11 protein-coding genes are annotated in these 13,058 nt (G+C 73.7%); 4 read left to right on the top strand and 7 right to left on the bottom strand.

Going from position 1 to position 13,058, the window contains the following annotated elements:
• Positions 1-47 precede the first annotated feature (47 nt).
• Complete coding sequence (locus ACFYYR_RS11725; RefSeq protein ID WP_388850201.1) at positions 48-1,544, top strand: FAD-dependent monooxygenase; 1,497 nt, start codon at positions 48-50, stop codon at positions 1,542-1,544.
• Positions 1,545-1,867: 323 nt separating this feature from the next.
• Positions 1,868-3,433 carry an FAD-dependent monooxygenase gene (locus tag ACFYYR_RS11720; protein WP_388850198.1) on the top strand — a complete coding sequence of 522 codons (1,566 nt, stop codon included), beginning with the start codon at positions 1,868-1,870 and terminating at the stop codon, positions 3,431-3,433.
• Here the strand turns inward: ACFYYR_RS11720 and ACFYYR_RS11715 are convergent.
• The 3 genes from ACFYYR_RS11715 to ACFYYR_RS11705 all read right to left on the bottom strand — a co-directional run bounded on the left by ACFYYR_RS11715 (position 3,322) and on the right by ACFYYR_RS11705 (position 5,827).
• Entirely contained in the window at positions 3,322-3,720 is a 399-nt protein-coding gene (locus ACFYYR_RS11715; RefSeq protein WP_388850196.1) for a hypothetical protein, read from the bottom strand. The two genes, ACFYYR_RS11720 and ACFYYR_RS11715, sit on opposite strands and share 112 nt — an antisense overlap.
• 159 nt (positions 3,721-3,879) lie before the next feature.
• Positions 3,880-5,286 (bottom strand): GntP family permease, encoded by a 1,407-nt coding sequence (locus ACFYYR_RS11710; RefSeq protein WP_388850193.1) that lies wholly within the window; start codon positions 5,284-5,286, stop codon positions 3,880-3,882.
• Between the two features lie 10 nt (positions 5,287-5,296).
• On the bottom strand, positions 5,297-5,827 hold the full coding sequence (locus ACFYYR_RS11705) for a gluconokinase (RefSeq protein WP_388850190.1): 531 nt from the start codon (positions 5,825-5,827) through the stop codon (positions 5,297-5,299).
• Positions 5,828-5,993: 166 nt separating this feature from the next.
• On the opposite strand from ACFYYR_RS11705, the gene ACFYYR_RS11700 reads away from it, so the two are divergent.
• Positions 5,994-6,701 (top strand): FadR/GntR family transcriptional regulator, encoded by a 708-nt coding sequence (locus ACFYYR_RS11700; protein ID WP_388850187.1) that lies wholly within the window; start codon positions 5,994-5,996, stop codon positions 6,699-6,701.
• A gap of 82 nt (positions 6,702-6,783) precedes the next feature.
• Here the strand turns inward: ACFYYR_RS11700 and leuE are convergent, their stop codons facing one another.
• Both leuE and ACFYYR_RS11690 read right to left on the bottom strand, forming a co-directional pair.
• Positions 6,784-7,461: a leucine efflux protein LeuE gene (gene leuE / locus ACFYYR_RS11695; protein WP_388850184.1), complete on the bottom strand. Its 678-nt coding sequence runs from the start codon at positions 7,459-7,461 to the stop codon at positions 6,784-6,786.
• Positions 7,462-7,564: 103 nt separating this feature from the next.
• Positions 7,565-9,163, bottom strand: coding sequence for a methylmalonyl-CoA mutase (locus ACFYYR_RS11690; RefSeq protein ID WP_388850182.1), 1,599 nt, complete (start codon positions 9,161-9,163; stop codon positions 7,565-7,567).
• Positions 9,164-9,344: 181 nt separating this feature from the next.
• On the opposite strand from ACFYYR_RS11690, the gene ACFYYR_RS11685 reads away from it, so the two are divergent.
• Complete coding sequence (locus ACFYYR_RS11685) at positions 9,345-10,289, top strand: peptidoglycan-binding protein (protein ID WP_388850179.1); 945 nt, start codon at positions 9,345-9,347, stop codon at positions 10,287-10,289.
• A 933-nt stretch (positions 10,290-11,222) separates the two neighbouring features.
• Here ACFYYR_RS11685 and ACFYYR_RS11680 read toward each other — a convergent pair.
• Both ACFYYR_RS11680 and ACFYYR_RS11675 read right to left on the bottom strand, forming a co-directional pair.
• Complete coding sequence (locus tag ACFYYR_RS11680; protein WP_388850176.1) at positions 11,223-12,023, bottom strand: hypothetical protein; 801 nt, start codon at positions 12,021-12,023, stop codon at positions 11,223-11,225.
• A gap of 258 nt (positions 12,024-12,281) precedes the next feature.
• Complete coding sequence (locus tag ACFYYR_RS11675; protein ID WP_388850353.1) at positions 12,282-13,019, bottom strand: RNA polymerase sigma factor; 738 nt, start codon at positions 13,017-13,019, stop codon at positions 12,282-12,284.
• Positions 13,020-13,058: the final 39 nt, after the last annotated feature.

The raw sequence follows: 13,058 nt of genomic DNA, 5'->3' as shown, positions 1-13,058 counted from the left end.
CTGTCACCTCTTGACAATTTAACGTCATTAAGGCCAGCCTCGGAAAGATGGAGCTTAACAACGTTAAAGGCTGGGGCGGGAACACGGGTGCACTGATCGCCGGGGCCGGACCCACGGGGCTCACTCTCGGCTGCGATCTGGCACGGCGCGGCATCCGGGCCCGGATCGTCGAGCGGTCGGCGGAGCTGTTCCCCGGCTCACGAGGGACGGGGCTGCAGCCTCGGACCCTGGAGGTCTTCGACGATCTCGGGATCATCGACGCGGTGCACGCGGCGGGCGGCCCGATCCCCCGGATGGTGACGTGGACCGACGGGCAACGGGGCGACGAGTGGAATCTGATCCCGCGGAGCGGCCCGACACCGACCACCCCGTACGCCGAGGCATGGATGCTGCCGCAGTGGCGCACCCAGGAGATCCTGTACACCCGGCTGCGCGAACTCGGCGGGGAGGTCCACTTCTCCACCGAACTCACCGACTTCACCCAGGACGCCGACGGCGTCACCGCCACGGTCACCGGCGCAGACGGTACGGAGACCACCGTCCGCGCCGCCTGCCTCGTCGCGGCCGACGGCGGACGCAGCACCGTCCGCAAGGCCCTGGGCATCGGCATGACCGGTGAGACCGTCACCCCGGACACGATGCTGGTGGGGGACGTCCGGGCGGACGGCATCGACCGGCTCAACTGGCATCTGTGGCAGCAGGCGTCGGGCGGCATGCTCGCCCTGGGCCCGCTCCCGGGGACGGACACCTTCCAGGTCTTCGCCCGGTTCACCGAGAGCGACGCGGCCCCGGACGTCTCCCCCGAAGGCATCCGGGCCGTGGTCGCCGAGCGCACGCATCTGACGGCCGAGAACATCCGTGAGGTGCTGTGGGTGTCCGGTTTCCGGGCGCGCGCCGCGATGGCGGACCGCTTCCGGTCCGGCCGGGTCTTCCTCGCCGGCGACGCCGCCCACATCCACTCCCCGGCCGGCGGCCAGGGGCTCAACACCAGCGTGCAGGACGCCTACAACCTCGGCTGGAAACTCGACCTCGTCCTCCAGGGCCTCGCCGGGCCGGAACTGCTCGACACCTATGAGGAGGAACGGATCCCGATCGCCGCCGGTGTACTCGGGATCAGCTCCCGCATCCACCGGCTGGAGCTGGCCGCCAAGGGGATGAAGCAACGGCCCGACGAAACCGGGCAGTTGAAGATCAACTACCGGGGCGGTTCGTTGACGGCCGAGCGACGGAGCGCCGTACCGGAGGGCGCGCTGCGGGCCGGCGACCGGGCTCCGGACGCCCCGCTGCCGGACGGCACCCGCCTCTTCGACCTCTTCCGCGGACCCCACTTCACCCTGCTCGCCTTCGGCACAACCGAAATCCCGCCCGTCGACAGCGAGATGATCCACACCCACCGCATACCGGCCGGCACCCCCATCGCCGACGAGGCCTACGCCGACCAGGGCCTCTTCCTCGTCCGCCCCGACGGCTACGTGGCCCTGGCCACGCACGACCCGTCCGACCTCGCCGCTCACCCGGCCTGGCTGCACGGCCGCGCCGGCTGAGGCGCCCCCAGGGGCTCGGCACGCGCCCCGACGAGCGCGGCCCCGACGCCCGGGACACGGCGCCAGGGCCGCGCGCCGTCGACCCGCGGACGATCCGACGCAGCGCCATGCCACCCCGGCCCGGCCCCGGCACCCCGGCACCCCGGCACCCCGGCACCCCGGCACCCCGAACGCGGCGCGGTGCCCACCCCGTTCACCCGGACCGGCCACGTCGCCCCGTCGGCCGTCGCCGCCTCCCGCGCCGCCCCCATCACCATCCGGCGAATCCCCCAAGCCCCCTCCACCCTTGACAACTTAACACCGTTAAGTCGATCCTCTGAGGCATGGAACTTAACAACGTTAAGCACGCGGACGTTCTGATCGCCGGAGCCGGGCCGACCGGCCTCGCACTCGCCTGTGACCTGACGCGGCGGGGGGTACGGGCCCGGATCGTCGAGCGGGCCGCGGCGCTGTTCCCCGGGTCGCGGGGGAAGGGGCTGCAGCCGCGCACGCTGGAGGTCCTGGACGATCTCGGCGTCATCGACGCGGCGTACGCGGCGGGCGGCCCGCTGCCGCCGATGGTGACGTGGACGGACGGGCAGCGGGGGGACGAGTGGGACATGATTCCGCGGGGCGAGCCGACGCCCACCGCGCCCTACGGCGAGGCGCTGATGCTGCCGCAGTGGCGCACCCAGGAGATCCTGTACACCCGGCTGCGCGAACTCGGAGGGGAGGTCCGCTTCTCCACCGCACTCACCGGCTTCACCCAGGACGCCGACGGCGTCACCGCCACCCTCACCCGCGCGGACGGCTCGGTGGAGAACGTCCGCGCCGCCTACCTCGTCGCGGCCGACGGCGGACGCAGCACCGTCCGCAAGGCCCTGGGCATCGGCATGACCGGAGAGACGGTCGATCCGGAGCCCATGCTGGTGGCCGACGTCCGGGCGGACGGCATCGACCGGCTCAACTGGCACGTCTGGCCGCACTCGCCCGCCGGAGTGCTCATGATGTGCCCGCTCGCGGGGACCGACACGTTCCAGATCTACGCCCGGTACACGGACGGCTCCGCACCGGACCTGTCACCGGAGGGCATCCGGGCCGTGATCGCCGAGCGCACCCATCTCGCGGCCGGGAACATCCACGAGGTGCTGTGGGCCTCGGACTTCCGGGCCCGCGCCGCGATGGCGGACCGCTTCCGGTCCGGCCGGGTCTTCCTCGCCGGCGACGCCGCCCACATCCACTCCCCCGCGGGCGCCCAGGGGCTCAACACCAGCGTGCAGGACGCCTACAACCTCGGCTGGAAACTCGGCCTCGCCCTCCAGGGCCTCGCCGGGCCGGAACTGCTCGACACCTACGAGGAGGAACGGATCCCGATCGCCGCCGGTGTGCTCGGCATCAGCACGGACCTCCACCGGGCCATGATGTCCGCGCCCCGCGACGTGATGCCCCGACGCGACGCCGGGACGCAGCAGTTGGGGCTGGGCTACCGGGACGGATCGCTGGCGGTCGAGCAGCGGAACGCCCTGCCGGAGGGCGCGCTGCGGGCCGGTGACCGGGCCCCGGACGCCCCGCTGCCGGACGGTTCACGCCTGTTCGACCTCTTCCGCGGACCCCACTTCACCCTGCTCGCCTTCGGCTCGGCCGAACTCCCGCCGGTCGACGGGGAGATGATCCACGCCCACCGCGTACCGGCGGACGCCCCGGTCGCCCACGGGGCCTACGCCGAGGACGGCCTCTTCCTCGTCCGGCCCGACGGCTACGTGGCCCTGGCCACGCACGACCCGTCCGACCTCGCCGCTCACCCGGCCTGGCCGGGGGCACCCTCCTCGCGGGGCGCGTCCCGTTCGGCGTCCCAGGGCACCCAGGGCAGCGCCTCGCGCCAGCCGGCGCGTTCGAAGGCCCAGGCCTGAAGGACCGGGGCGACGATGTCGCAGCCGCCGAGGCCGAACGGCTCGGTCACCACGGCCCGGTGGTGCGTCCCGGGGCCGCCCGAGCGGTACTCGACGAGGCAGCTCATGTCCTCGTTGAGGTGGACCTGCATGTAGTGGTCCCCGGGTCCGGGGGCGTCGAGCCGGTCGACGACCACGAAGCAGTGACGCAGATTCATATCGGCGAGCAGGTCGTGGAGTCGGTCCTCGGACGGATCGTCCCAGGTCGTCCCGCACCACTCGTGGGCGCGCAGCCTCGGCTTCGTCATGCGGCGACGGTAGCGGGGCGGCGGACGCGCCGGCGCCGCGGCCCCCTCGGGGCGGGGCCACGGCGCCGGGGGTCGGTGCCCGCGGCGGGCGCGGGGGCGGCTGCGGGACCGGATCCGAGCGTCCGGACCCGGCCCCCGCCCGCTACGGCAGGACCGGCACTACGGCAGGACCAGCGAGAGCAGCAGGACGAAGCCGATGCCGACCACCGAGATGATGGTCTCCATCACCGACCAGGTCTTGAACGTCTGGCCGACGCTCATCCCGAAGTACTCCTTCACCAGCCAGAAGCCGGCGTCGTTCACATGGCTGAAGAAGAGGGAGCCCGCCCCGATCGCCAGGACCAGCAAGGCCACCTGCGGGGTGCTCATCTCGGCCGCGAGCGGGCCGACCAGCCCGGCGGCGGAGATGGTGGCCACCGTCGCCGACCCCGTCGCCAGCCGGATGCCGACCGCGATCAGCCAGGCGAGCAGCAGCGCGGAGACCGACCAGTCCCGGGAGAACTCCAGGATCATCTGCCCGACGCCGCAGTCGATCAGCGTCTGCTTGAAGCCGCCGCCGGCGCCGACGATCAGCAGGATCCCGGCGATCGGCACCAGCGACTTCTCCACCGTCGTGGCCAGCCGGTCCTTGCCGAAGCCGGCCGCCCGGCCGAGCGTGAACATCCCGACGACCACGGCCGCGAGCAGGGCGATCAGCGGGGAACCGAGGACGTCGGTGACCCGCTGGACGTGGTCCTCGGGGTCGTCGACGACGATGTCCACCAGCGCCTTGACCAGCATCAGGGCGACCGGGAGCAGCACGGTCGCGACCGTGGCGGGGAAGCTCGGGCGGCGCTCCAGGGTCTCCGACGGGCGCTCGGGAACCAGCCCCTCGGGCGGGGTGACGTCCACCCAGCGGGCGGCGTACCGGGAGAACACCGGACCGGCGACGACCACGGTCGGCACGGCGACCAGCACCCCGAGGGCGAGGGTGACGCCGAGGTCGGCGCCGACGGCGTCGATGGCGGCGAGCGGGCCGGGGTGCGGCGGCACGAGGCCGTGCATCACGGACAGGCCGGCCAGCGCCGGGATGCCGATGCGCATCAGGGAGTAGTGGCCGCGCTTGGCGACGAGCAGCACCACCGGGATCAGCAGCACGATGCCGACCTCGAAGAAGAGCGGCAGACCGATGATCCCCGCGATCAAGGCCATCGCCCACGGCATGGAGCGTTCGCTCGCCCGGGCCAGGATGGTGTCGACGATCTGGTCCGCCCCGCCGGAGTCGGCGAGCAGCTTGCCGAGGATCGCGCCGAGGGCGATGAGCACCCCGACACCCGCGACGGTGTCGCCGAGACCCGTGGTGAAGCTCTCGGTCACCTTGTCGAGGGGGGCCGCCGCGACGGCGCCGAGGACGAGGGAGCCGATGGTCAGGGCGAGGAAGGCGTGCACCTTCCAGCGGGTGATGAGCAGGACGATGACGGCTATGCCGACGAGGACGGCGAGGCCCAGCTGCGCATGGCCCGCCGAGGTGATCGGCTCGACGGGGTCCGCTGCTGCCAGTATCTCCGCGCTGAGACGACCGGTCACGGCGATTCCTTTACGGGTGGGTGACGGGGGTGGGGGCCGGACACCGCGCCAGGGCGGCAACCGCCTGTGCGGTGACGGACGCCGGATCCGCGGTGACGGGGACGGCGGTTCCGCACTCGTCCGCCTGGAGCGGCTCCAGGGCGGCGAACTGCGAATCGAGCAGAGCACCGGGCATGAAGTGGTCCCGGCGCCCGTCCAGGCGCTCGGCGATCAGCGAGCGCTCGCCCGTGAGGTGGAGGAAGCAGAGGCCGGGGGCGGCGGCCCGCAGCCGGTCGCGGTAGGCGCGCTTGAGGGCGGAGCAGCTGACCACCCCGCCGAGGCCGGTGCGGCCGCGGGCCCAGGCGCCGATCGCGTCGAGCCAGGGCGCGCGGTCGGCGTCGTCGAGCGGGGTGCCGCCGGACATCTTGGCGATGTTGGCGGGCGGGTGGAAGCCGTCCGCCTCGGCGTACGGCACACCGAGCTCGGCGGCCAGGGCCTGGCCGACGGTGGATTTGCCCGTACCGGACACACCCATGACGACCACGACGTGGGGGGCGTTCATCTGCGAAAACCTCGCTGTCCTCTGCGACCTCGACGCGCCCCACACTCAAACTCATAGGTACGACGTATTCAAGAGTCTGTGCGCTAAAAGTCATACTTAATTGAGGTCACGGTCCGGCGCGTAGGCTGACTTCCGCACAGGGGGCGGCCGGAGAGACGGGAAGACCATGGAGAGCCAGGGCCGGGAACGGGGACTGCACGCACGGCTGTTGGCGTCCCTCGGTCCCGCGATCACGGCGGGCGAGTACCCGGCGGGGACCGTACTGCGCACCGACGAGCTGGAGGAGCGCTTCGACGTCTCCCGCACCGTGGTCCGCGAGGCGGTCCGGGTCCTGGAGTCGATGCACCTGGTGCAGTCGCGGCGCCGGGTCGGGGTGACCGTGCTCCCGGCGGACCAGTGGAACGTCTACGACCCGCAGGTCATCCGGTGGCGGCTGGCCGGCGCCGACCGGGCGCGCCAGCTGCGGTCGCTGACGGTGCTGCGCTCGGCGGTCGAACCGGTCGCCGCCGGGCTGGCCGCCGGACTCGCCACCCCCGAGCAGTGCGCCGAGCTCACCCGGCACGCCCTGGGCATGGTGGCGACCTCACGCGGGCAGCAGCTGGACGCCTATCTGGTGCACGACGTGGCGTTCCACCGGGTCGTACTGCAGGCCTCGGGCAACGAGATGTTCGCCCGGCTCGGCGATGTGGTGGCGGAAGTGCTGACCGGCCGCACCGAGCACCAGGTGATGTTCACCGACCCCGACCCGGCCGCGGTCACCCTGCACGTCCAGGTGGCGGAGGCGGTGCGGGCCCGGGACGCGGCCCGTGCCGAGCGACTCACCCAGGAGATCACCGCCGGCGCGATGGCCGAGCTGGACGTCCTCGCGCCGTGAGCTCCGACCCCCGCCGGGCCCACCGCCGATCCGGACGGGACGGGCCGCCGGCCCCCGTCAACAACGCTGCGGGGCAGTACGCCTAACCCGCGCTCGACATCGACAGCTTCGCCGCGAAGCCGAGGAAGAGCGCCCCCGCCGCCGAAGTCGCCCCCGCCGCGAGCCGCTTGCGGCGGCGGAACTGCGCCGCCACCCGGCTGCCGCCGAATATGAGCGCGGTCAGATAGAGGAACGAGCACAGCGTGGCCAGCGTGCCGAGCAGCAGGAACGACAGCGCCGGGTGCGCGTACCCGGGGTCGACGAACTGCACGAAGAAGGAGACGAAGAAGAGGATCGCCTTCGGGTTGAGCAGGCTGATCACCAGGGCCCGGCGGTACGGCCGCTCCACCGCCTCCGTGCCCTCCCCCGATGTGGCGGCGAGGTCAGGACCGGCGCTCTCGGCCGGGCGCTCGTGCCGGGCGCGCCACATGCTCCACGCGGCCCGCAGCATGCCGATCGCCAGCCAGGTCAGATAGCCGGCGCCCGCGTACTTCACGATGCCGTAGAGCATGGCGTTGGCCTGGAGGAGCGAGGCCACGCCCGCCGCGGAGAGCACCATCAGCACGGCGTCGCCGCAGAAGACCCCGCACGCGGCGCGGTAGCCGGTGCGCACACCGCGCCGTGCCGCGACCGATATCACGTAGAGCGAGTTCGGCCCGGGCAACAGGATGATCAGTACGAGTCCGGCGAGATACGTCGGGAGGTCGGTCACGCCCAGCATGGCCCGGAGTCTGACACAGGCCCCCGACAATTCGCTCAGTTGTCCACATGCCAGAAGCGCCGACGCCGCCCCCGGGCCGGGACATCCCGAGGGTTCTCGCAGGTCAGAACACGTCCGACGGCTCGTAGGCGCCCCACACCTCCCGCAGTGCGTTGCACACCTCGCCCACCGTGGCGCGCGCCGCCAGCGCCCGCTTCATGGGGTACAGCACGTTGTCCGTCCCCGCCGCCGCGCCCCGCAGCGCGCCGAGCGCGGAGTCCACCGCCGCCCGGTCCCGCTCCGCGCGCAGCTTGGCCAGCCGCTCGGCCTGCTGCGCCTCGATCGCCGGGTCCACCCGCAGCGGCTGGTACGGCTCCTCCGTCGGCGTCCGGAACCGGTTGACCCCCACCACGGTGCGTTCACCGGAGTCCGTCTCCTGCGCGATGCGGTACGCGCTGCGCTCGATCTCGCCCTTCTGGAAGCCGCGTTCGATCGCGGCGACCGCGCCGCCCAGGTCCTCGACCCGACGCATCAGCTCCACCGCGGCGGCCTCGACCTCGTCGGTCATCCGCTCCACCGCGTACGAACCGGCGAACGGGTCGACGGTGGCGGTGACATCGGTCTCGTGGGCCAGCACCTGCTGGGTGCGCAGCGCGAGCCGGGCCGACTTGTCCGTCGGCAGCGCGATGGCCTCGTCGAAGGAGTTGGTGTGCAGCGACTGGGTGCCGCCGAGCACGGCGGCGAGCCCCTGAATCGCGACCCGCACCAGATTGACCTCGGGCTGCTGGGCGGTGAGCTGCACCCCCGCGGTCTGGGTGTGGAAGCGCAGCATCATCGACCTGGGATTCCGGGCACCGAACTCCTCGCGCATCACCCGCGCCCAGATCCGGCGCGCGGCGCGGAACTTGGCGACCTCCTCGAGGAGCGTGGTGCGGGAGACGAAGAAGAACGACAGCCGGGGCGCGAAGTCGTCCACCTCCATCCCGGCGGCCAGCGCGGTGCGGACGTACTCGATGCCGTCGGCCAGGGTGAACGCGATCTCCTGCGCGGGCGAGGCCCCGGCCTCCGCCATGTGGTAGCCGGAGATCGAAATGGTGTTCCACTTCGGCATCTCCCGCCGGCAGTACTGGAAGATGTCCGCGGTCAGCCGCAGCGAGGGCACCGGCGGGAAGATGTAGGTGCCCCGGGCGATGTACTCCTTGAGCACGTCGTTCTGGACGGTGCCGGTCAGCCGGCCGGCCGCGATGCCCTGTTCCTCGGCGACGATCCCGTACATCAGCAGCAGCAGCGCGGCCGGGGCGTTGATGGTCATCGAGGTGGAGACCCGGTCCAGCGGGATGCCGTCGAACAGCACCCGCATGTCCTCGGCCGAGTCGACCGCCACCCCGACCTTGCCGACCTCCCCGTGCGCGAGGGGCGCGTCGGAGTCGTGGCCCATCTGGGTCGGCAGGTCGAACGCCACGGACAGGCCCGTCGTGCCGTGGGCGATCAGGTCCCGGTAGCGGGCGTTGGACTCGGTGGCGGTGCCGAAGCCCGCGTACTGCCGCATGGTCCAGGGCCGGCCCGTGTACATCGACGGGTAGACCCCGCGGGTGAAGGGGTACTCCCCCGGCTCGCCCAGCTTCTCCCCCGCGTCCCACCCGGCCAGGGACTCCGGGCCGTACACCGGCTCGATGGGAAGTCCGCTCTCGGTGGTCCGGGGGCTGCCCGACTCTGGCGCCATTGCTGTGCCTTCCCTGTCGCCACGCACCGGTGGCCCGTGTCCGCGGCGCCGGGCGGCGGGGCGAGGGCACCCCGCGCCGGCCCGGCTGCGGGACCTTTCACCCAGGGATGTACCCCGGGTTCGCCCACCGGCAGCCCGGGAAGAGTCAAACGGGGAAAGATCCGGAGGAGGGGGGATTCTGGTGGCCTGGAATTTCCTGGTGTGCAGGGGTCTGATCAGCAGGGGTCCGGTGGGCAGGGGCCCGGCGCGCAGCGGTGTGCGCGGGGCGGTCGCGGCGGTCGCGGCCGTCGTCCTGGCGGCCGGCGCGGCCACCGGCTGCACCCCGAGGGCCCCCGTCGCGGGCGACGGCAAGGCCCCGGCCCGCACGGCGCCGGCCACCGCCTCCCGGAGCGGGCCGCCGTCCCACCGCGGCCCCGGCGCGACGACCGGCGGCGGCACCCGGCCCGCGGCGAAGCGGCCGTCCCGGCCGTCCGCCGCACCGCGGCCGGCGGTCCCGGCACCCGTGATGGCCCTCGGCAGCCGGAGCGCCCAGGTACGGGAACTCCAGGCGCGGCTCCGGCAACTGGGGCTCTTCGGCCGCGCTCCGACCGGCTACTACGGCTCGGTCACCACGGCGTCGGTCCGGTCCTTCCAGGCCCGGCAGCACCGGGCCGTCACCGGCGCGGTGGACCCCGGCACCTGGGCCGCGCTGCGCTCGCTGACCCGGCAGCCGTCGCGCGCCGCGCTGTATCCGCCCACGAGCCGTCCCCTGCCGCGGACCGATCCGCGCTGCCACACCGGGCGGGTGCTGTGCATCAGCAAGAGCAGCAACACCCTGGCGTGGATGGCGGACGGCCGGGTGCTCGCGGCGATGGACGTGCGGTTCGGCTCGCAGTACACCCCGACCCGCGAGGGCGTCTTCGCCGTCACCTTCAAGAGCCGCCACCATGTCTCGACGATCTACCGCACCCCCATGCCGTACGCGATGTTCTTCAGCGGCGGCCAGGCGGTGCACTACTCGGCGGACTTCGCGGCCCGCGGCTACGCCGGGGCGTCGCACGGCTGCGTGAACGTCCGGGACCGGGCCGGGATCGCCGCGGTCTTCGCCCGGGTACGGCCCGGGGACAAGGTGGTCGTCCACCGTTAGGGCCCGATGCCCCGGCTGGACGTGCCGTCCGGGACGCGGCTGCCGGGAGGTGCTCGCCGCCGTGGTTCCCGGGGCGTTGCCGGAAAGGTGCCAGGGGATGCTGCCGGCCGCGGCGGGACGCCGGGGGCGAGGAGGTCGGAGAGAGAGGGCGCGGGCGGGGCCGGGGGAACGTGCCCCGCCCGCGCCGATGCGTGGAGCCGTAGGTACGGGGGGAACCCCGGCTCTTCACGCGGCCGATGACCAGTCGGCTCACTTCATACTGCGCCGGGGCTTCGAAAAGTGTCACACCCTTGGTTGAACAGTGGACTGAAGCGGTGCCGAATCCGTCACTCCCGGGCCGCACTGCGCGACCGGACAGCGCCCCGAAGCGTGCCGGGGCGCACCCGCGCACGCGAGGGATCGCACGGGCCGCCCCGGGCCGTCGGCCACGAACGGACCAGGTCAGGCCGGTGGTCCGGCCGCTGCCCGGGGGCATAACGGGGCGCCCGCACGGCAGAGTCCGTTGAAAGGCACCCCTCAAGGCAGGACCCGAGAAAGTGGCGCCCGCGAAGCACGGTCCCGTGAAGGCGCCCCCACAGCAGAGCCGGTGAAGCCCCGCAACAGCAGGGGCGCAGACGCCGGAGGGCCCGGGCGCCGCGCCCCGCACGGCGGGCCTCCCGCCGGGGGGCCTCGCCGCGGACCTCCCGGGGAGGCCTCCCGCCGGGGGCTTCCGTCCGCGGTGGATCTCCCGCGGAGGGACCCCGGGAGATCACTCCGGAACGGAAGCGACCGCCGGACGGCGGCCGGGACGGCCCCGGGCCGTGGCGTTGCGTTGCATAGCGAAGGCCCCGAGCCCCGGGGCCTTTCGGCGAAACCCGCAGCCCCGGGCCCGTGGCGAAAGCCCCCCGGCATGACGAAAGGCCCCCTGCTCACGGGGGCCTTCGGCAGAAGACTTCAGGGAGCCGTGGTCCCGGTGGCCGGGACCGTCGACGCGCCCCCGGCCGTGGGGCTGTACGCGCTGGGCTTGCCGTCGCCGTGCCCCGGACCGCTGCCGCCGTCGCCGTCACCGCTGTCGTCGGCGCCGCCGTCATCGTGGCCGTCACCGCCGGGCCCGGAGTCCGAGCCCGTTCCGCCGTCGGCGGAGCCGCCGGCCGACAGCCGGTCGCAGTAGCGGTCGACCGCCTGCGAACCGCCGGCCGCCCGCTCCAGGGCCAGCCGGGTCCGGGCGTCGAGCCCACCGGTCTCGTACTTCTGGCACAGCGCCAGGAAGAACTTCAGCTTCTCCCGGTCCCGGTCGTCGCCCTGGCCCGGTATCGCGGGCTTGTCGTCCCGGCCGGTGCCGCCGCTGTCCGAGGGGCGGCCGTGGCCACCGGCGGAGGGAGCGACGGTGCCGGGGTCCCGGCGGTCGGCGTCGCTCTCGCGCTCCCCGGTGGGCCGCCCCGTGGGGGACCGGTCCGGAGTCCGGTCGGCGCCGCCGTCGTGGGACGGCGGAGGCGAGTCGGGGCCGGAGGTCGCGCCCGCGGACACGCTCTGCGCCGGAAGCGGCTCCCCGCTCCCGCCGCCGAACGGCGTGGGCAGGACTCCCGCTCCCGCGGCGACGGCGACGCCGCCCAGCGCGCACCCGGCCAGTGCCACGGCCAGGCCCGCACGCAGCGGCCGGCCGAAGCGGGACGGCCGGCCGCGCCGGGGCGGCTTGGGTCTTCCCAGCCGGACGGCGGGCGGGGCGCCCATCGCGACTTCCCCGCGCGTAGACATCGTGGACACGACACCGGCGCGTTCTTCCCGGGCCTTCCGGAAGGCGGCCAGCGCGGCGGCCTCACCGGGAAGTTCCTCCTGGAACGCGCCGCCCGGGCCGGTTCCGGTTCCGGGCAGGCGGACATCCGCCGCGTCGGCCAGGGCAGCGGCGAGCCGCTCGGCCTGGGCGCGCGCGAGTGGGTCGTCGGCTCCGACCGCGGCGTCGGCTGAAGCGCCCCGCAGCGTCCTCGTCCAGCCAGCTGTACCGGTCGTCGGCCATCACATGTCCTTCTGCGTCCGTGGACCGGAATCCGTCACACCGGCGGACGGCCGAGCGCCCTGCTGCGGGGCCCGCTGCGGGGGCACGCCCTCCAGTCCGCCCGGCTCCGTACCGCCCTCCGCCGCGGCTGCCGCAGCCGCTTCGATTCCTGTGTCACCTGCGGTGTCGCCCCCGGACCCGGCGGGGGCCGAGGCGCCGAGGATCTCGGCGAGCCGCTTCAGTCCGCGGTGTGCCGCGGTGCGCACCGCGCCCGGCCGCTTGCCGAGCACTCCGGCCGCGCTCTTCGCGTCGAGTCCGACGACGACCCGCAGCACCACGGCCTCGGCCTGGTCCTGCGGGAGGTGGGAGATCAGCCGGAGCGTGCTGCCGGTCCCGAGGGCCTCCAGCGCCTCGCTCGCGGTGTCCGCCTCACCCGGCTTGTCCGTGAGTTCTGTTTCGTCCCCGCCGACGGCCGGTCTGCGGCCGCGCATCCGTATGTGGTCCAGCGCCCGGTTCCGGGCTATCCGCGCCGCCCAGCCGCGGAAGCGGTCCGCGTCGCCGCTGAACCGCTCCAGGTCGCGGGCTATCTGCAGCCACGCCTCGGAGGCGACGTCCTCCGCGTCCGGGTCGGCGACCAGCGTCCGCACATAGCCGAGCAGCCGCGGGTGCACCGCCCGGTAGACGGTCCGGAACGCGTTCTCGTCCCCGTCCTGCGCCGCGTGCACCGCGGCGGTCAGTTCCGCGTCGTCCCCCGGCACGCCCTCATCCTGCTTCACTCTCACTTGACTCTCCGACCT

It is taken from the genome of Streptomyces sp. NPDC001922 (genome assembly GCF_042891165.1).
In the GTDB taxonomy this organism is placed as follows: Bacteria; Actinomycetota; Actinomycetes; order Streptomycetales; family Streptomycetaceae; genus Streptomyces.
This window is presented reverse-complemented; position numbering and strand designations above follow the sequence as displayed.

Excerpts from the sequence above, each read along its gene's own strand:
- ACFYYR_RS11725 (WP_388850201.1), top strand. The coding sequence starts at position 48 with ATGGAGCTTAACAACGTTAAAGGCTGGGGCGGGAACACGGGTGCACTG.
- ACFYYR_RS11720 (WP_388850198.1), top strand. The coding sequence starts at position 1,868 with ATGGAACTTAACAACGTTAAGCACGCGGACGTTCTGATCGCCGGAGCC.
- ACFYYR_RS11715 (WP_388850196.1), bottom strand. The coding sequence starts at position 3,720 with ATGACGAAGCCGAGGCTGCGCGCCCACGAGTGGTGCGGGACGACCTGG.
- ACFYYR_RS11705 (WP_388850190.1), bottom strand. The coding sequence starts at position 5,827 with ATGAACGCCCCCCACGTCGTGGTCGTCATGGGTGTGTCCGGTACGGGC.
- ACFYYR_RS11700 (WP_388850187.1), top strand. The coding sequence starts at position 5,994 with ATGGAGAGCCAGGGCCGGGAACGGGGACTGCACGCACGGCTGTTGGCG.
- leuE (WP_388850184.1), bottom strand. The coding sequence starts at position 7,461 with ATGCTGGGCGTGACCGACCTCCCGACGTATCTCGCCGGACTCGTACTG.
- ACFYYR_RS11690 (WP_388850182.1), bottom strand. The coding sequence starts at position 9,163 with ATGGCGCCAGAGTCGGGCAGCCCCCGGACCACCGAGAGCGGACTTCCC.
- ACFYYR_RS11680 (WP_388850176.1), bottom strand. The coding sequence starts at position 12,023 with ATGTCTACGCGCGGGGAAGTCGCGATGGGCGCCCCGCCCGCCGTCCGG.